This is a genomic window from Morganella sp. EGD-HP17 (genome assembly GCF_000512315.2).
In the GTDB taxonomy this organism is placed as follows: Bacteria; Pseudomonadota; Gammaproteobacteria; order Enterobacterales; family Enterobacteriaceae; genus Morganella; species Morganella morganii.
Map to the genome: position 1 here is coordinate 94,462 of NZ_AZRH01000015.1, position 16,535 is coordinate 110,996.

At 54.1% G+C, this 16,535-nt stretch carries 15 protein-coding genes and 1 pseudogene; 8 read left to right on the forward strand and 8 right to left on the reverse strand.

Going from position 1 to position 16,535, the window contains the following annotated elements; all coding sequences use genetic code 11:
- Nucleotides 1-2: 2 nt before the first annotated feature.
- Nucleotides 3-737, reverse strand: coding sequence for a succinate dehydrogenase/fumarate reductase iron-sulfur subunit (locus tag X965_RS15375; protein WP_004240582.1), 735 nt, complete (start codon nt 735-737; stop codon nt 3-5).
- Nucleotides 730-2,532 (reverse strand): fumarate reductase (quinol) flavoprotein subunit, encoded by a 1,803-nt coding sequence (frdA, locus tag X965_RS15380; RefSeq protein ID WP_015422988.1) that lies wholly within the window; start codon nt 2,530-2,532, stop codon nt 730-732. Before frdA ends, X965_RS15375 begins: the two co-directional genes overlap by 8 nt.
- A gap of 605 nt (nt 2,533-3,137) precedes the next feature.
- Between frdA and glpA the strand changes: the two genes are divergently transcribed.
- The 4 genes from glpA to X965_RS15400 all read left to right on the forward strand — a co-directional run bounded on the left by glpA (nt 3,138) and on the right by X965_RS15400 (nt 8,047).
- Nucleotides 3,138-4,784 carry an anaerobic glycerol-3-phosphate dehydrogenase subunit A gene (gene glpA, locus X965_RS15385; protein WP_036418745.1) on the forward strand — a complete coding sequence of 549 codons (1,647 nt, stop codon included), beginning with the start codon at nt 3,138-3,140 and terminating at the stop codon, nt 4,782-4,784.
- Nucleotides 4,774-6,060, forward strand: a complete 1,287-nt coding sequence (gene glpB, locus X965_RS15390; RefSeq protein ID WP_036418747.1) for a glycerol-3-phosphate dehydrogenase subunit GlpB — start codon at nt 4,774-4,776, stop codon at nt 6,058-6,060. Before glpA ends, glpB begins: the two co-directional genes overlap by 11 nt.
- Nucleotides 6,057-7,253: an anaerobic glycerol-3-phosphate dehydrogenase subunit GlpC gene (gene glpC / locus X965_RS15395; RefSeq protein WP_036412985.1), complete on the forward strand. Its 1,197-nt coding sequence runs from the start codon at nt 6,057-6,059 to the stop codon at nt 7,251-7,253. Before glpB ends, glpC begins: the two co-directional genes overlap by 4 nt.
- A 125-nt stretch (nt 7,254-7,378) precedes the next feature.
- On the forward strand, nt 7,379-8,047 hold the full coding sequence (locus tag X965_RS15400) for a DUF3313 domain-containing protein (protein WP_036412984.1): 669 nt from the start codon (nt 7,379-7,381) through the stop codon (nt 8,045-8,047).
- A 73-nt stretch (nt 8,048-8,120) separates the two neighbouring features.
- Here the strand turns inward: X965_RS15400 and X965_RS15405 are convergent, their stop codons facing one another.
- Nucleotides 8,121-9,224: a glycerol dehydrogenase gene (locus X965_RS15405; RefSeq protein WP_004236232.1), complete on the reverse strand. Its 1,104-nt coding sequence runs from the start codon at nt 9,222-9,224 to the stop codon at nt 8,121-8,123.
- A gap of 198 nt (nt 9,225-9,422) precedes the next feature.
- A complete protein-coding gene (locus X965_RS15410) occupies nt 9,423-10,091 on the reverse strand; it encodes a 7-cyano-7-deazaguanine/7-aminomethyl-7-deazaguanine transporter (protein WP_004236234.1) in 669 nt (222 codons plus the stop codon).
- 190 nt (nt 10,092-10,281) lie between these two features.
- Here X965_RS15410 and tusA point away from each other — a divergent pair, with 190 nt between their 5' ends.
- Both tusA and X965_RS15420 read left to right on the forward strand, forming a co-directional pair.
- Entirely contained in the window at nt 10,282-10,536 is a 255-nt protein-coding gene (gene tusA / locus X965_RS15415) for a sulfurtransferase TusA (RefSeq protein WP_036418750.1), read from the forward strand.
- A gap of 22 nt (nt 10,537-10,558) precedes the next feature.
- Nucleotides 10,559-11,398: a DUF817 domain-containing protein gene (locus tag X965_RS15420; RefSeq protein ID WP_036418752.1), complete on the forward strand. Its 840-nt coding sequence runs from the start codon at nt 10,559-10,561 to the stop codon at nt 11,396-11,398.
- A gap of 44 nt (nt 11,399-11,442) precedes the next feature.
- On the opposite strand, the gene X965_RS15425 is transcribed toward X965_RS15420, so the two are convergent.
- Complete coding sequence (locus tag X965_RS15425; protein WP_036418753.1) at nt 11,443-13,848, reverse strand: zinc/cadmium/mercury/lead-transporting ATPase; 2,406 nt, start codon at nt 13,846-13,848, stop codon at nt 11,443-11,445.
- 140 nt (nt 13,849-13,988) lie between these two features.
- The gene (locus X965_RS15430) at nt 13,989-14,621 is read right to left on the reverse strand and encodes a lysoplasmalogenase (RefSeq protein WP_004236242.1); all 633 of its coding nucleotides are present in this window, start codon (nt 14,619-14,621) and stop codon (nt 13,989-13,991) included.
- A 105-nt stretch (nt 14,622-14,726) separates the two neighbouring features.
- Between X965_RS15430 and X965_RS15435 the strand changes: the two genes are divergently transcribed.
- Nucleotides 14,727-15,080, forward strand: a complete 354-nt coding sequence (locus tag X965_RS15435; RefSeq protein ID WP_004236243.1) for a DUF2500 domain-containing protein — start codon at nt 14,727-14,729, stop codon at nt 15,078-15,080.
- On the opposite strand, the gene X965_RS15440 is transcribed toward X965_RS15435, so the two are convergent.
- Complete coding sequence (locus X965_RS15440) at nt 15,081-15,368, reverse strand: DUF1145 family protein (RefSeq protein ID WP_004236245.1); 288 nt, start codon at nt 15,366-15,368, stop codon at nt 15,081-15,083.
- Nucleotides 15,359-15,967, reverse strand: a complete 609-nt coding sequence (gene rsmD / locus X965_RS15445) for a 16S rRNA (guanine(966)-N(2))-methyltransferase (protein ID WP_004236246.1) — start codon at nt 15,965-15,967, stop codon at nt 15,359-15,361. Before rsmD ends, X965_RS15440 begins: the two co-directional genes overlap by 10 nt.
- 263 nt (nt 15,968-16,230) lie before the next feature.
- On the opposite strand from rsmD, the pseudogene X965_RS15450 reads away from it, so the two are divergent.
- Nucleotides 16,231-16,535 (forward strand): annotated as a pseudogene (locus X965_RS15450) (signal recognition particle-docking protein FtsY); the annotation flags it as partial.

A 16,535-nucleotide genomic window follows, 5' to 3' on the forward strand; every position in this document is an offset into this window, starting at 1 on the left:
CCTTATTGTGGTTTCAGACGGGCAATAATGTAATCTTCCGCACTGGCGGCTTTACCCTGCTGAATAGCGGCTGCCGGGTCCACATGTTTCGGACAGACTTCCGAGCAGTAACCCACGAAGGTACAGGTCCATACGCCGTTATCGCCGTTGATTTGTTTCATCCGCTCTTTTTTACCGTGATCGCGGCTGTCGGTGTTATAGCGCTGTGCCAGTGTCAGCACACCCGGGCCGAGGAATTCCGGATTCAGACCAAACTGCGGACAGGCCGCGTAGCACAGACCGCAGTTAATGCAGCCGGAGAACTGATGGTATTTTGCCATCTGTCCCGGAGTCTGGTTATTCGGGCCTTCGGACGGTTTGCGGTCATTGCCGATAATATAAGGCTTGATAGCTTCCAGGCTCTCGATAAAGTGCGTCATATCCACAACCAGGTCGCGTTCGACCGGGAAGTTGCCGAGTGCCTCAATGTCCATGCCCTGCGGATATTCGCGCAGGAAGGTTTTACAGGCGAGCTTCGGCACCTTATTGACCATCATGCCGCAGGAGCCGCAGATAGCCATCCGGCAGGACCAGCGGTAGGAGAGATCCGGCGCCAGGTTGTCTTTGATATAGCCCAGCGCATCCAGCAGTGAGGTCTGCTCATCGTAAGGCACCTGATACGTGACAGCATGCGGCTCATTATCCGTTTCCGGGTTATAGCGCATCACTGACATTTTCAGCATTTTCATCTCAGCCATTGACGTTTTCCTTCTCTTTTGCCGCCTGTTCAGCCGCTGCCGCTTCACCACCGTAGACACGTTTTGCCGGGGCGGATTTGGTTATTTTCACATCACTGTATTCCAGATGCGGCGAACCGTCCGGATTGTGGAAGGCGAGGGTGTGTTTCAGGAAATTGACATCGTCGCGCTCAGTACAACCTTCATCCAGACGCTGGTGCGCACCGCGTGATTCTTTACGGTTAAAGGCGGAGTGCGCCATACATTCCGCGACATCCAGACCAAAGCCCAGCTCAATAGTGTAGAGCAGGTCGGTATTGAAGACAGAAGAGCGGTCAGTGATTTCAACGCGTCTGAAGCGCTCTTTCAGCTCAGCCAGTTTATCGATGGTTTTCTGCATCAGTTCCGGTGTGCGGTAGATACCGCAGCCTTCTTCCATTGCCTCACCCATCTCATCACGCAGTTTTGCCCAGTTTTCAGAGCCTTTCTGGTTCATCAGCGCTTTCAGATTGTTTTCAATGTCAGCGGTGCGGGCATCGATAGCATTACTGTTGGCAGCGTGTGTTTCCTGTGCGTGCTTAGCCGCTTCTTCCCCGGCCAGACGACCGAAGACCACCAGTTCCGCCAGGGAGTTGGAACCGAGGCGGTTAGCGCCGTGCAGACCGACGGAGGAACACTCACCGACAGCAAACAGCCCTTTGATGCGGGTTTCACAGCGCTGGTCGGTTTCGATACCACCCATGGTGTAGTGCGCGGTCGGACGGACAGGGATCGGCTCTTTGACCGGGTCCACGCCGACATACGCTTTCGCCAGCTCGCAGATAAACGGCAGGCGCTCCAGCAGTTTTTTCTCGCCGAGATGACGCAGATCCAGATAAACCACATCACCACGGTTGGTTTTGATAGTCCGGCCTTTGCGCCACTCGTGCCAGAACGCCTGGGAGACTTTATCGCGCGGGCCGAGTTCCATGTATTTGTTTTCCGGATGGCCGAGCGGGGTTTCCGGCCCCATACCGTAATCCTGCAGATAGCGGTAGCCGTCTTTGTTGACCAGAATACCGCCTTCGCCCCGGCAGCCTTCTGTCATCAGAATACCGGAACCCGGCAGACCGGTCGGGTGATACTGAACGAATTCCATATCCCGCAGCGGCACGCCGTGACGGAAAGCCATTCCCATTCCGTCGCCGGTGACAATCCCTCCATTGGTATTATAGCGGTAGACACGACCGGCGCCGCCGGTGGCCATAATCACGGAATTGGCGCGGATCTGAACTTTTGTCCCTTCCATCATGTTGAGTGCCACCAGACCGCGCACATGGCCTTCATCCACAATGATATCGAGGACAAAATGCTCATCAAAACGCTGGATCTGAGGGTATTTCAGAGAGGTCTGGAACAGGGTGTGCAGCATATGAAAGCCGGTTTTATCGGCGGCAAACCAGGTCCGCTCGATTTTCATACCGCCGAAACGGCGCACGTTGACGGAACCGTCTTCTTTGCGGCTCCACGGGCAGCCCCACAGTTCCAGCTGGGTCATTTCTGTCGGACAGTGTTCGACAAAATACTCCACCACATCCTGCTCACATAACCAGTCGCCCCCGGACACCGTATCACTGAAATGATAATCATAGGAATCATGGGATTGTGTCACAGCCGCAGAGCCACCTTCTGCGGCCACGGTGTGACTGCGCATCGGGTAAACTTTTGAGATCAGAGCAATTTTCAGGTTCGGGTTAGCTTCCGCAGCGGCAATCGCCGCCCGCAGCCCTGCACCGCCTGCTCCGATAATTGCGATATCGGCATTAAAGGTTTGCACTGTGCTTCTCCATTGTTCAGGTAAATCGAAAGTTAAAATGTAAAAACGAAATCTGAAACGGGTACTTAAAATTGTTATCAGTAACCGAATCCTTTCAGTTGATAAAAACGCTAATCATTTTCGGTTACTGACTGGTTATAAAATCACATTCTGTTCAAAGTATAGCGAATAGCTGATCGTTTAAATTTGATATAACCAAGGGTTTTAAGCGCTAATTTTGCATTTTTGCGGATGAATAACCGGATATTTCAGGTAATCACCTAAGTAATTACTTGTGTGTAGTTATTTTGTTTTATTCCGGTTACATAAAATATACAGGGTAAACATATAATTAGCGCTAAAAGCATAGCGTATATCAGCGGCGGCACAATAACTAAATATCAGAGGTGTGAATCAGGCAGAAAACAGGCGGAAAATCAGTCGGTTTACGGGTATTTCCTGTGGGAAAATCCGGATGTTGCGTATATGTGATATTCATCACGACTATGGATTATTTCGCTCTTATTTTTGGTGTTTTGTTTTCGTTTTTGCTCATTATCAATCACAAAGGAAGGAAAAACGGCTAAGCTATAACCATAATAAAGGAACATGACTGAGAGGAACCCATGTCTGATTCACCTGTCAATGAAGCGGATGTCATTATCATCGGCGGTGGCGCAACCGGTGCCGGGATGGCGCGGGACTGTGCCCGGCGCGGCCTGCGCACTCTGTTACTGGAGCGGTTTGATATCGCGACCGGCGCGACCGGCCGTAACCACGGCCTGCTGCACAGTGGTGCCCGTTATGCGGTGACGGATCCGGAATCCGCCCGGGAGTGTATTTCGGAAAACCGGATCCTGCGGCGCATTGCCCGCCACTGTGTTGAGGAAACAGACGGCCTGTTTATCACACTGCCGGAAGATGAGATGGCGTACCAGGCCACGTTTATTGAAGCCTGCCGCGCAGCAGGTATTGATACTCAGGTGATGTCCCCGCAGGAGGCACTGCGTTTTGAACCGTCGGTAAACCCGGCGCTGCTGGGTGCGGTTAAAGTGCCGGACGGTACCGTGGATCCGTTCCGTCTGACTGCCGCCAATATGCTGGATGCGCGGGAGCACGGTGCGCAGGTGCTGACTTATCACGAAGTCGCGGATGTACTGCGTCAGGGCGATCAGGTAACCGGCGTGCAGGTTTATGATCATCAGAATCACCGCCGTTATCCGCTGTATGCGCCGGTGGTGGTTAATGCGGCAGGGATCTGGAGCCAGCGTATCGCCGGTTTTGCCGGGGTGCATATCAGTATGCTGCCCGCCAAAGGATCACTGCTGATCCTCGGGCACCGCCTTAACCAGCGTGTTATTAACCGCTGCCGCAGACCGGGTGATGCGGATATCCTGGTGCCGGGGGATACCATTTCCCTGATCGGCACCACTTCTGTTCATATTCCTTATGATGATATCGACAACATGATTGTCACGGCGGATGAGGTCGATACCCTGATCCGCGAAGGCTCACGGCTGGCACCGGCGATGGCGCAGGCGCGTATTCTGCGGGCGTATGCGGGTGTTCGTCCGCTGGTGGCGGCGGATGACGACCCGACCGGGCGCAGTATCAGCCGGGGGATTGTGCTGCTGGATCATGAAAAACGCGACGGACTGCGCGGCTTCCTTACTATCACCGGCGGCAAGCTGATGACTTACCGGCTGATGGCGGAGTGGGCGACAGACGCGGTGTGCGCGAAGCTGGGTATAACGGCGCACTGTTCCACGGCGGAGGAGCCGCTGCCGGGCTCGGCGCATTCGGCGGAACAGACACTGCGTAAAGTGATCTCCCTTCCTGCCCCGTTACGCGGATCGGCGGTGTACCGTCACGGCGATCGCGCGGCAGAGTTGCCGCACACCACGCGGCTGGATAAAAGCCTGGTCTGTGAGTGTGAAGCGGTCACTGCCGGTGAGGTGCGCTATGCCACAGAAAGCCTGACGGTGAATAACCTGCTGGATCTGCGCCGCCGTACCCGTGTCGGCATGGGCACCTGCCAGGGCGAGCTGTGCGCCTGCCGTGCGGCGGAGCTGCTGACTCAGCTGAAAGTCACCACTGCTGAAAAATCCGAAACCGAACTGATGCATTTCCTGAATGAACGCTGGAAAGGTGTACGTCCGGTGGCGTGGGGAAATGCGCTGCGGGAGAGTGAATTTACCGGCTGGGTGTATCAGGGATTATGCGGGCTGGAAAACAGCGGGACAGAAGAACAGGGAGAGCAGCATGAAATATGATGTGGTTATCGCGGGCGGCGGTCTTGCCGGTCTTTCCTGCGGCATGAAACTGGCAGAGAGCGGACTGAGCTGCGCCATTATCAGCGCCGGACAGAGCGCGCTGCATTTCTCATCGGCGTCACTGGATCTGCTCTCGGCGCTGCCGGACGGGCAGCCGGTCACGGAGCCGCTTTCGGCACTGGCGGCGCTGGCACATCAGGCGCCTGCTCATCCTTACAGTGTGATAGGGGAAAGCGCGGTGCGCCGCTGCGTGTCACAGGCAATGTCGCTGTTACAGCAGGATACTTTACCGTTACAGGGATCGGCGGAGTGTAATCACTGGCGTCTGACCCCGGCAGGGCAGTGGCGGATGAGCTGGCTGACACCGGATGTGGTGCCGGTTCTGAGCGAAAAAATGACTGAAAACTGGCAGCCGGCTGCGGTTATCAGCATCACCGGTTTTCTTGATTTTCAGGCGGAAATGGCTGCCGCCGCACTGACCCGTCAGGGATATCCGGCGCAGGCGTATACCCTGCATCTGCCGTGCCTGGATAAATTACGTAATAATCCGAGTGAGTTTCGCTCTGTCAATATTGCCCGTGTGCTGGATTTGCCGCAGAACCGGCAGGAGTTGGCTGATGAGCTGGCGCAGTGCGGGATCACTGAACAAACTCTGATTTTACCGGCTTGCTTCGGGGCGGAAAACAGTGACGGAATTGCCTTCTTACAACAGCAACTGAATAAAACGGTTTATCAGCTGCCGACCCTCCCGCCGTCACTGCTGGGGATCCGCCTGCATCAGGCATTACTGCGCCGTTTCCGTCGGGCGGGCGGGTTTGTGATGCCGGGAGACAGTGTCATTTCTGTCCGTCGTGACGGTGAGCGGATCACTCAGCTGTTTACCCGCAATCACGGTGATATTCCGGTACAGGCTGAGCAGTTTGTGCTGGCGACCGGAAGTTTCTTCAGTAACGGGCTGGCGAGCGATATTGATCATATTTATGAGCCACTGCTGAATCTGAATCTGACTGAAACATTGCCGCGCCGGGAATGGACATCGGCAGATCTGTTTGCCCGTCAGCGCTATCTGGAGGCCGGGGTGGCGACAGATGCATATCTGCATCCGGCGGATGCGCACGGCACTATCACTAACCTGTATGCCGCCGGGGCGGTACTGGGCGGGTATAACCCGTTACAGGAGGGATGCGGGGCGGGTGTTTCTCTTGTCACTGCGATGTACGCAGCGGAACAGATTCTGGCGCAGATTGGCGTGGTGGTAACGGAGGCACAGGTATGAGTACGGGACAAACACAGTTCGAGAACTGCATCAAATGTACAGTCTGTACAACTTACTGCCCGGTGGCGAAGGTGAATCCGGATTATCCCGGCCCGAAACAGGCGGGGCCGGACGGCGAGCGGCTGCGCCTGAAAGACGCCATGCTGTATGATGATGCGCTCACCCTCTGCACCAACTGCAAACGCTGCGAAGTGGCGTGCCCGTCAGATGTCCGTATCGGGGATATTATCGCCCGCGCCAAACTGACGTATTCTCCGTCACGGCCTAAGATCCGCGACGCGATTCTGAGCCACACTGATCTGATGGGATCACTTTCCTCGCCGTTTGCGCCGGTGGTTAACACCATCACAGGCCTGAAACCGGTGCGTAAACTGCTGGATACCGCTCTGAAGATTGATCACCGCCGTGAGCTGCCGAAATATTCGTTCGGCACCTTCCGCCGCTGGTACAAAAAACAGCAGGAAAAACAGGCAAAATTCGGCGAACAGGTCGCGTACTTCCACGGTTGTTATGTGAATTATAACCATCCGCAGCTCGGTAAAGATGTGATTAAGGTCTTTAACAGCATGGGGATCGGCGTGCAGTTGCTGGAGCGGGAAAAATGCTGTGGTGTGGCGCTGATCGCTAACGGTTTTGCAAAGCAGGCGAAAAAACAGGCGGCGGTGAATGTGGAATCCCTCACCAAAGCCATTGTTGAACAGAAGATGCCGGTGATTGCGACATCCTCCACCTGTGCTTTTACCCTGCGGGATGAATATCCGCATATCCTGGATGTGGATACCGCGCCGCTGCGCGATAACATAGAGCTGGTGACCCGTTATCTTTACCGGCTGATGCAGGACGGGCGCAAGCCGGTGCTGCGGCACATGCCGCTGAAAGTCGGTTATCACACGCCGTGCCATATGGAAAAAATGGGCTGGACGGCCTATTCCCTTGAGCTTATCCGCTCAATTCCGGGGGTGGAACTGATCGTGCTGGATTCACAATGCTGTGGTATCGCCGGAACTTACGGGTTTAAAAAGGAAAACTACGAAACATCTCAGGCGATTGGTTCCCCGCTGTTCCGCCAGATAGAGGAAAGCGGTATTGATCTGGTGATCAGTGACTGTGAAACCTGCAAATGGCAGATTGAGATGTCCACCAGCAAAAAATGCGAACACCCGATATCTCTGCTGGCGCGGGCGCTGGCATAAATAAAGGATGACAGAAACCGGCTGAATATTACGTATAAACCGCATTTTCTATTCACTTTCCTCTTCCGCCCGGTGCTAGCATCGGGCGGATTTTTAAAGAAGATGATAAAGATATTGAGAGGAAAATGAACAATTTCGCATCACATTCAGTCACTAAATATATTATTGCCGTCTCCGTGGTATTCCTGCTTTCCGCCTGCTCAAGCCGCCTGCCGAATCACACCGAACAATCTGATTTTCTGAGTGACTATCAGCGCCTGACCGAAACAGAAACAGCTTCCGGCGAGGTGATTAAATCCTGGCGTGCTGACGATTTCACCGCAGAAAGCCCGAAAACAAAGCTTATCTTTACGCCGGTTGTGTTTAAGCCGCTGAATGAAAATAACAAAATGGGTAAACAGTTTATGACTGTTTTGCTCAATTACACCAATCAGCAGATCAAAAGTGAGCTGGCAAAACGGTATCAGCTGACAGAAACTGCCGCACCGGGTGTGCTGCGTTTTGAGGGCGTGGTTACTGCCGTTAAGGTCACCAACAAAGATTTCAAACCCTATGAGGTCTTACCGGTGATGCTGATTGTCGCCGGAACACAGCTGGCAATCGGTAACCGTGATGCGGATACGTCAATGTATTTTGAATGGAAAATCACCGATTCCGTATCAAAAAAACCGTATCTTGAAGCGATCCGCAAAAATAAAGGTGAGCAGATGAGTAATAAGGATCAGACCATCACCTTACAGGAACTGAAAGCAGCGGTTGATACGATCGCCGCAGAGATCCTGCCCGCCGCATAATGAATACCGGCGGCGGATTACAGACAATAACGCCCGGTTATCCCGGGCGTTATTGAACAGAATAATAAGCAGATTAATACAGCCAGTCGCGACCCATGCGGTCAGCAGCCATAATAGCGGCATAGACCTGGTCAGAATCGACTTCAAACGGCATGTTGTAGATGGTTTCGTTGTCCGCGCAGCTCAGCTCGGCAACCGCCATCACTTTCTCTTCCAGCTCGGTACCGATGCTGTCCACACCCAGTTCTTCCAGGGTGATTGGCAGACCGACCTGGGCACAGAATTCCAGTACGGTTTCCAGCTCTTCCGCCGGGGCATTTTCCAGTACTAACTGTACGAGGGTGCCGAATGCCACTTTTTCACCGTGGTACATGTGGTGGCACTCTTCCAGCGCGGTAAAGCCGTTGTGGATAGCATGTGCCGCCGCAAGACCGGCACTTTCAAAGCCCAGCCCGCTGAGCAGGGTGTTGGCTTCAATGATGTTTTCCACCGCTTTGGTGCTGACTCCGGCTTCCACCGCCAGTTTGGCTTTGATGCCGTCGCTGAGCAGAGTATCAAAGCAGAGATTCGCCAGTGCCAGTGCCGCCAGTGTGGTACTGCCGCCGGCCATAGTGGCTTTTCCGGCTGCACTGCATGCACGCGCCTCAAAGTAAGTGGCCAGAGCATCACCCATTCCGGCAACCAGCAGACGTGCCGGCGCGCGGGCAATGATATTGGTATCCATCACCACCACGTTCGGGTTCTGCGGATAGAACAGGTAGCTGTCGAACGCACCGAGTTCATTATAGATAACGGACAGTGCGCTGGTCGGCGCATCGGTTGATGCGATAGTCGGGGCAATGATCACCGGCAGTTTGGCAAAATGCGCCACGGCCTTGGCGGTATCCAGTGTTTTACCGCCGCCCACACCCAGTACCGCCTGGCATTTGTGGTTTTTCGCCAGTTTGGTCAGACGGTCGATCTCCTCGTGAGTACACTCGCCGCCGAAGGTTTCAAAGACACCGCTGACTTCGTATTCGCTCAGGCTGTCATTCACAATATCGCCCACCAGTTCGCGGACAAATTTATCAGCAATCACCAACGTTTTTTCCGCTAATGGTCTGATGTATTTACCCACATGGTAAAGCGCGTCCGGACCCTGAATGTATTTGGCCGGGGATTGGATCACTTTTAACATACTCAAACTCCTGAATGCATTCGCGTTATGGTGTCAGTGAGGGATATTCCGTCTGAATCAGACTAACAGTTACAGTAACGGATATGTGAGAGCTGACGCACTGTACGGGCCGGGAGCACGGGGGCAGATCGGGAAAATGTGATACAGACGACAGCGCAGAGGCAGGATAGCGCCTCTGCGTGTCAGAAAAATGAACAATCAGTGATGCGCGGGCAGGGAGCCGTCAGCGCGTTGCGCAAAAAAAGAGCGCAGGATCAGATTAAGCAGCACGCCGTAAGCCGGCAGGAAGAACAGCATGCAGATAGTGACTTTGAAACTGTAATCCACCAGGGCGATTTCCACCCAGTTTGCCGCCATAAACGGATCGGTACTGCGCCAGAAGGCGATAAAGAAGAAGGCCAGGGTATCGATCAGGTTACCGACAAACATCGCGGCAGCCGGTGCCACATACCAGCGGCGGTTCTGACGCAGGCGGTTAAAGACATTCACATCCAGAATCTGTCCGAGGGCATAGGCCATAAAGCTGGCGGCGGCAATCCGCGCCACAAACAGGTTGAAGTGTGACAGTGCCTCAAAACCGGCCCATTCCCCCTGAAAGAACAGGGCGGAGACCACATAGGAAATCGCCAGAGCCGGGATCATCACCGAGGTAATAATCCGCCGTGCCAGCGGTGCGCCGTAGATACGGACGGTCAGGTCAGTCGCCAGGAAAATAAACGGAAACGTGAAAGCCCCCCAGGTGGTATGGAAGCCGAAAATGGTGATCGGCAACTGCACCAGGTAGTTACTGGAGGTAATGATCAGAACATGAAAAAGTGATAACCAGATAAGCGCAGTGCGCCGCTGGCGGGCAGATAAATCAAACATATTGTACCTTTTTGGTGGTTGGGGTGAGGGAACCCAATAATCTCAGCGCGCAATAATACGCCGTTTGCGCAACAAAAGCAAAGGACTCTCCCGGAGGGAAAACGGCCCGGAAGATTAAAAACACAGAAGCGGCGCCGGGCTTTTATTTCCGGTATAATTCCCGGATTCGTTACTTAACAGGACAATCATGATGTCTGATACTTTTTCCTGTGCCGATAAAACACTCGACACACTCGGGCTGCGCTGCCCGGAGCCGGTGATGCTGGTGCGTAAAACCATCCGCGGGATGAATACCGGTGAAGTTTTGCTGGTGGTGGCGGATGATCCGGCAACCACGCGGGACATTCCGGGGTTCTGCCGTTTTATGGAGCATGAGCTGGTGGCCCAGGAAGCTGAAACCGCGCCGTACCGCTATCTGATCCGCAAAAAAGAGAGTGTGCTGTAATCCATCTTTCAGGGACTGAACCATGCTTGACCGCTTTGATACCTTTCTGCTGGTGCAGAAACGCTCGTCTCTGACCGGCTGGCGCCGGTTTATCCTTGAATTCTGGTTTTTTGGTCTGAAAGAGGCACGGGCGTGCCTGTTTGCCGCCTTCTTTTTCCTCGCCCTGTTTCTGGTGCCTGCCGCCGGTGTCGCCGGGATCCCCCGTTATGATTTTCTGCTGATCCTGGCGGTCCTGTTTCAGGCTGCTATGGTGTGGAAAAAGCTGGAAACAACGGATGAACTGAAAGCCATCTGTATTTTCCATGTGGTCGGTTTTGTCATGGAGTTGTTTAAAACCTCATCCGCTATCGGTTCGTGGAGTTATCCTGATGAGGCGTATACCAAATTATGGAATGTGCCGTTATTCACCGGGTTTATGTATGCGGCTGTCGGCAGTTATGTGATTCAGGCGTGGCGCTTCCTGAACGTCCGGATTGAAAACTTCCCGCCGTACTGGCTGGCGACCCTGATTGCGCTGGCGATTTATGTGAATTTCTTTGCTCATCACTTCACCGGCGATTACCGCTGGTATCTCACCGCCTTTATTCTCGGGCTGTATGCGCGGACCATGGTTTATTACACGCCGTATGATAAAGAGCGCAAAATGCCGTTGTTACTGAGTTTTGTGCTGATCGGCTTTTTTATCTGGCTGGCGGAAAACTTCGGTACCTTTTTCGGTGTCTGGCAGTATCCGAACCAGATCGGGGCGTGGGCGACCGTGCATGCCGGAAAATGGGCATCCTGGTCGCTGCTGGTGATTGTCACCTTCACGATTGTGGCCTATCTCAAGCACATTAAAGCCACGATCCTGGTGGTGAGATAAAAAAAGGGATGCCGCAGCATCCCTTTTCAGTCAGTAACCCGTGGTTATTTTTTCATGACCCGCAGCAGGCGGACAGCGTTGGCGGTCACCAGTGCGGTCGCACCGGAGTCAGCCAGAACCGCAACCCACAGGCCGGTCAGCCCCATCAGGGTGGTGACCAGGAACACGGCTTTCAGACCCAGAGCGATAGTAATGTTCTCGCGGATAATCTTACGGGTGGCCCGCGACAGCGTGATCACTTCGGCAATGCCGGTCAGGCGGTTGTGAGTCAGTGCGGCATCGGCGGTTTCCAGTGCCACATCGGTCCCGCTGCCCATGGCAACCCCGATACTGGCTGCTTTCATTGCCGGGGCATCATTGATACCGTCGCCGACCATCATGGTGTGATGTTCATTATTCAGCGCCATCACCGCTTTGACTTTATCTTCCGGCATCAGTCCGGCACGGAAATCCATGCCGATGGTACCGGCGATAGCAGCGGCTGCACGCGGGTTATCCCCGGTCAGCATCACGGCGCTGACACCCATCGCTTTCAGCTGGCTGATGGCTTCAATGGCATCACTGCGCAGCGTATCCTGCATGGCGATAAGTCCGGTCAGCCGGTTACCTGCAACCACAGCAACGACCGTTTTCCCTTCATTTTCCAGCCGGGTCACTTCTGCCGCAGCGGCATCGGTCAGCAGGCCGTCTGCCAGTTTACCCGGTGCGCTGACCAGGATGGTCACACCGCTGAGTTCACCTTCAACCCCTTTACCGGCATGGGCTTTACGGTTTTCCGCTTCGGTGATAGTCAGCCCCAGAGCTTCAGTGCGCTCCAGAATCGCTTTGGCTAACGGGTGATGTGATCCGCTTTCCACGGCGGAGGCAAACGTCAGCACATCCGCATCACTGTGACTATTCAGGGCAACAATATCAGTCACCTGCGGTTTACCCTCTGTCAGCGTACCGGTTTTATCCAGCGCGACAGTGGTCACGGTACCCAGCTGCTCCAGTGCGGCACCGCCTTTGATCAGCGCACCACGGCGGGTGGCGGCGGCCAGCGCGGAGGTGATAGCCGCAGGGGTGGAAATTACCAGTGCACACGGACAACCAATCAGCAGCAGTGTCAGACCACGGTAGATCCACGGATACCATTCCTGGCCCATAAACAGCGGCGGAATAACAATCACCAGGGCGGAGAACAGCATAATCATCGGCGTATAGTAGCGGCTGAAACGGTCGATAAAGCGTTCGATTGGCGCACGGCGCTCTTCCGCTTCCTCAATCAGTGTCAGAATACGGTCGATGGCGTTCTGACCCTGCTCGGAGACCACTTTCATCTGCACTGCGCGATCCACTGACAGCGAACCGGCAGCCACTTTTTCACCCTGTGCCCGCTCAACCGGGACGGATTCCCCGGTCAGGGCGCTTTCGTCAAAGCTGGCAAACTCACTGAGAAGTTCGGCATCTGTCGGCAGACGGCCGCCAGGTGCGATTTCAATAATGTCGCCGGGACGCAGCTGTGCAACCGGCACGGATACTTTCTGCCCGTCCTTAATCACCACCGCATCTTCCGGCACCAGCGCCATCAGCGCGCTGACTCCCCGCCGTGCACGGCCTGCCGCATAGGATTCCAGCATTTCGCCCAGCAGGAACAGCAGGATAACCATGGCCGCTTCTTCAGTGGCGCCGATAATTATGGCGCCGACTGCCGCGACCGTCATCAGCGTTTCAATCGCAAACGGGGTGCCGGAGCGGATAAGACGCAGCGAGCTTTTGGCGATCGGGAACAGCCCGATCAGCGTTGAGGCGATAAAGGCGTATTTGCCGAACTCCGGGTTCACAAACTCCAGCGCGTAGCTGAGGGCAATCAGCACCGCCAGAATCAGCATCGGCGTTGCCTGTTTCAGCAGGCTCTGCTCTTCTTTTTTCTTCGGTGCGGCACTGCTGCCGTTCAGATCCCAGAGGACAAATCCGGCCTGCTGAACAGCACTGGTCACATCCGCGCGGACATCCCCGGCGGCATCCACCACCAGTTTTTCGGTGGCAAACATCACTTTTGCCCGGGTGACCGCCGCAATTTTCAGAACGGCAGTTTCAATCTTGCGCGCACAGCTCGGGCAGTCCATCCCTTCCACCTGCCAGTTGTAACGCTGGCTGCCGCTTAATTCAGGCAGTGCGGTATCATCCGGGGCGGCGTGATCGTGTGAACAGCAGCTGCCGTGTGCGTGTTCATGACCGGCGTGGTCATGGTCATGTTCAGAATGCGCATGATCGTGCGGGGCATGACCATGCGCACGGGACTCATCGTCGTCGTGTTCCGGATGTTCATGCTCACTGTGATCGTGTGCGGTATGGTCGTGTGACTGATGAGCCTGTGACTCACTTTTTCCGCCGGTGGTGCAGGCAGATTTGCTGCCGCAGCAGTTGCTGGTATGAGTATGCTCATGATGTTCTTTGTTCGGGTGCATAAACACCTCCCTGTTCAACGGTGAGTTGATGTTAATTTTTCTCATTAACAGGAAGTGTACACATTGGAGTCTACTCCAGAGTCAACAACAGGGGCGCATAATTATTGGCAAATTGTGCGCTCCTGTTGTCAGGGGCAGAATTACATCAGCGTGATAGCGCGGACAATCAGGAAATGCCCGAGGAAATAGAAGGTGGAATACACCGCTTTGGCCAGTTTAAAGGTAAACAGGAAGCGGTTAATCAGCCACAGGATCAGGTTCAGCACCAGACAGAATGCCCCGATCATCAGGGAGAAGTTGTAATCGGTACCCAGCCCGAAGAACTGCTCTCCGGCAAGCCAGCCCATCACCAGCGCACTGAGCAGCGCCGTCAGCACCGGTACTTTATGATCGCCGAGTTTGTACCAGAGCAGCGCGAGTACCGCGATGGCAATCACCGGCACGGCAATCATCAGCGGAATATAGAAGGTGAAATTATTGAGCAGGGCGAAGCTCAGGGCATAGAGCAGATAAAACACGGCACTGGTATACAGTGACAGGTCGATTTTATTATCAGCAACCAGGCGGATGGTATCGGAGACAATGGCCACTAACAGCCCGACACACACCAGATACCCGGAGATATCCAGCCCGTAATCCCCGCTCCACGCCCACAGCAGCAACAGCAGCAGGGTGACGGGACGGAAAACCCAGCGCTGCCAGTTTGGTCCCCGGTAGGCGGCGTCGATATAGAGCCAGCCGGAAAAAAGTACAGCAATAAATGGCCAATTCATAGGGTGTCCTTGAGGTATGTTGATGGCGATTAACACCTGAATATTTGATAATATCCCGTATTTACAGAACACGATCAACCAGATTGCAGGAAAACAACCATACTCATGAACAAATTCGGTTTGTTAGGTTTTATTGTCGCCGCTTTGATTATTATCCTGGCGACCCGCCGCTTCTTTGAACAGCGCAAACAAAATGAGATAAACGATCATTCTGCGGTGGTGACATATCAGGTCACGGTGACAGAGAAAAAGGATTATCCGTACCCGAATATGCGTTCCCGTGAGCGGGATGTGGTTTTCCCGGAAACCTTCCGTTATGAGGTGCATTTCACGCCGCTGTCGGGGAAAACCATTGTGGTGTACATCAAAGAGGATGAATATAAAGAGATTACCCTGCATTCACGCGGAACGTTGTCAATGCAGGGGACGCGGTTTATCCGTTATGAGCCGCTGCGCTGATCAGGGTTTATCCTGATCTTTCAGTTCTGCCTGCTGGCGGCGCAGCAGGGCGAGCAGTTCAAACACACCGAATAAAAAGACACGTACTTTACCGGCGGCTGTCAGTTTCTTATCCTGCGGCTGACCGGCATTGAACAGCGACATCAGCAGCCCGTGCATCACCACCATAAAAAAGGTGGCGATATGCATAAAGATATTCAGCGGTTTCGGGAACGGATGCACCAGGCTGAAAATCAGAAAACCCCAGACGGCCAGCATCAGTATGCGGCCAATATTAATCAGGAACATACGGACTCCTGTTCAGTCGTCTGCGTCTGACGCAGATAAAGACGATACGCAACCTGGCCGGCCACCTTCTCCCGGTGGCACACCCAGTTACCCGGAACAACCAGTGTGTCTGATTCCGCCTCGGCTTCAATGTAGATCATTGCTTCCGGGCTGAGCCAGTTATTCTGCTCCAGTAAATCAACGGTTTCCTGAAGCAGCCCTTTACGGAACGGCGGGTCGAGAAACACCACATCAAACGGTGTTCCCGGCTGTGCCAGAAACTGCAGGGCGCTCTGATTAACGACAGTCGCCTGTTCACATTTGAGCAGACGCGCATTGGCGCTGATCTGAGCCGCAACAGCGCGGTTGAGTTCCGTAAATGTCACGGCGGAGGCATAGCGGGAAAGCGCCTCAAAACCGAGTGCGCCGCTGCCTGCAAACGCATCAAGACAGCGTGCGCCGTTAATCACCGGCATCAGCCAGTTAAACAGAGTTTCGCGCACGCGATCAGTGGTCGGGCGCAGGCCGTCATGTGTCAGAACCGGCAGTTTACGTCCGCGCCAGAGACCGGCGATAATGCGGATCTGCCCTTGTGGTGCGGTTTGAGCTTTTTTAACCATAACCTTCGTAACTTATTAATTCTGAAATTATTAATTCAGAAATATGAATAACAGACGGGAAAACAGCGGAATATTATACGCAGGTTTTGTAAAAATTCGTTTAAATTTAATATGAAATTACGGAAAGCCGATGCGCAACCATCCTGTGAAATGATAGACTGCGTCTGATTTGCAACTAATGATGATAAAGACGCCATATCTGCTCAGGATTTTCCGGACATACCGTGCCGGAAGGTGACGGGTGGCAGTATGCAAGGAGTATAGTGGCTGTGGCAAAAGAGAAGAAAAAAGGTTTTTTTTCCTGGCTGGGTTTTGGCCGTAAAGAAGAAGATGAACAGGCGCAGCAGGAACAGGCGGCTCAGGAAGAACAGGCACGTTTAGCCGAAGAGCAGACTCGTCGTGATGCAGAGGCGGCTGAACAGGCGCGTTTAGCCGAAGAACAGGCCCGTCGTGATGAAGAAGCGGCTGAACAGGCGCGTTTAGCCGAAGAACAGGCCCGCCGTGATACAGAAGCGGCTGAACAGGCGCGTTTAGCCGAAGAGCAGGCCCGCCGTGATGCGGAAGCGGC

Coding starts and splice junctions, on each gene's coding strand:
- X965_RS15375 (WP_004240582.1), bottom strand. CDS start 737: ATGGCTGAGATGAAAATGCTGAAAATGTCAGTGATGCGCTATAACCCG.
- glpA (WP_036418745.1), top strand. CDS start 3,138: ATGTCTGATTCACCTGTCAATGAAGCGGATGTCATTATCATCGGCGGT.
- glpB (WP_036418747.1), top strand. CDS start 4,774: ATGAAATATGATGTGGTTATCGCGGGCGGCGGTCTTGCCGGTCTTTCC.
- glpC (WP_036412985.1), top strand. CDS start 6,057: ATGAGTACGGGACAAACACAGTTCGAGAACTGCATCAAATGTACAGTC.
- X965_RS15400 (WP_036412984.1), top strand. CDS start 7,379: ATGAACAATTTCGCATCACATTCAGTCACTAAATATATTATTGCCGTC.
- X965_RS15405 (WP_004236232.1), bottom strand. CDS start 9,224: ATGTTAAAAGTGATCCAATCCCCGGCCAAATACATTCAGGGTCCGGAC.
- X965_RS15410 (WP_004236234.1), bottom strand. CDS start 10,091: ATGTTTGATTTATCTGCCCGCCAGCGGCGCACTGCGCTTATCTGGTTA.
- tusA (WP_036418750.1), top strand. CDS start 10,282: ATGTCTGATACTTTTTCCTGTGCCGATAAAACACTCGACACACTCGGG.
- X965_RS15420 (WP_036418752.1), top strand. CDS start 10,559: ATGCTTGACCGCTTTGATACCTTTCTGCTGGTGCAGAAACGCTCGTCT.
- X965_RS15425 (WP_036418753.1), bottom strand. CDS start 13,848: ATGCACCCGAACAAAGAACATCATGAGCATACTCATACCAGCAACTGC.
- X965_RS15430 (WP_004236242.1), bottom strand. CDS start 14,621: ATGAATTGGCCATTTATTGCTGTACTTTTTTCCGGCTGGCTCTATATC.
- X965_RS15435 (WP_004236243.1), top strand. CDS start 14,727: ATGAACAAATTCGGTTTGTTAGGTTTTATTGTCGCCGCTTTGATTATT.
- X965_RS15440 (WP_004236245.1), bottom strand. CDS start 15,368: ATGTTCCTGATTAATATTGGCCGCATACTGATGCTGGCCGTCTGGGGT.
- rsmD (WP_004236246.1), bottom strand. CDS start 15,967: ATGGTTAAAAAAGCTCAAACCGCACCACAAGGGCAGATCCGCATTATC.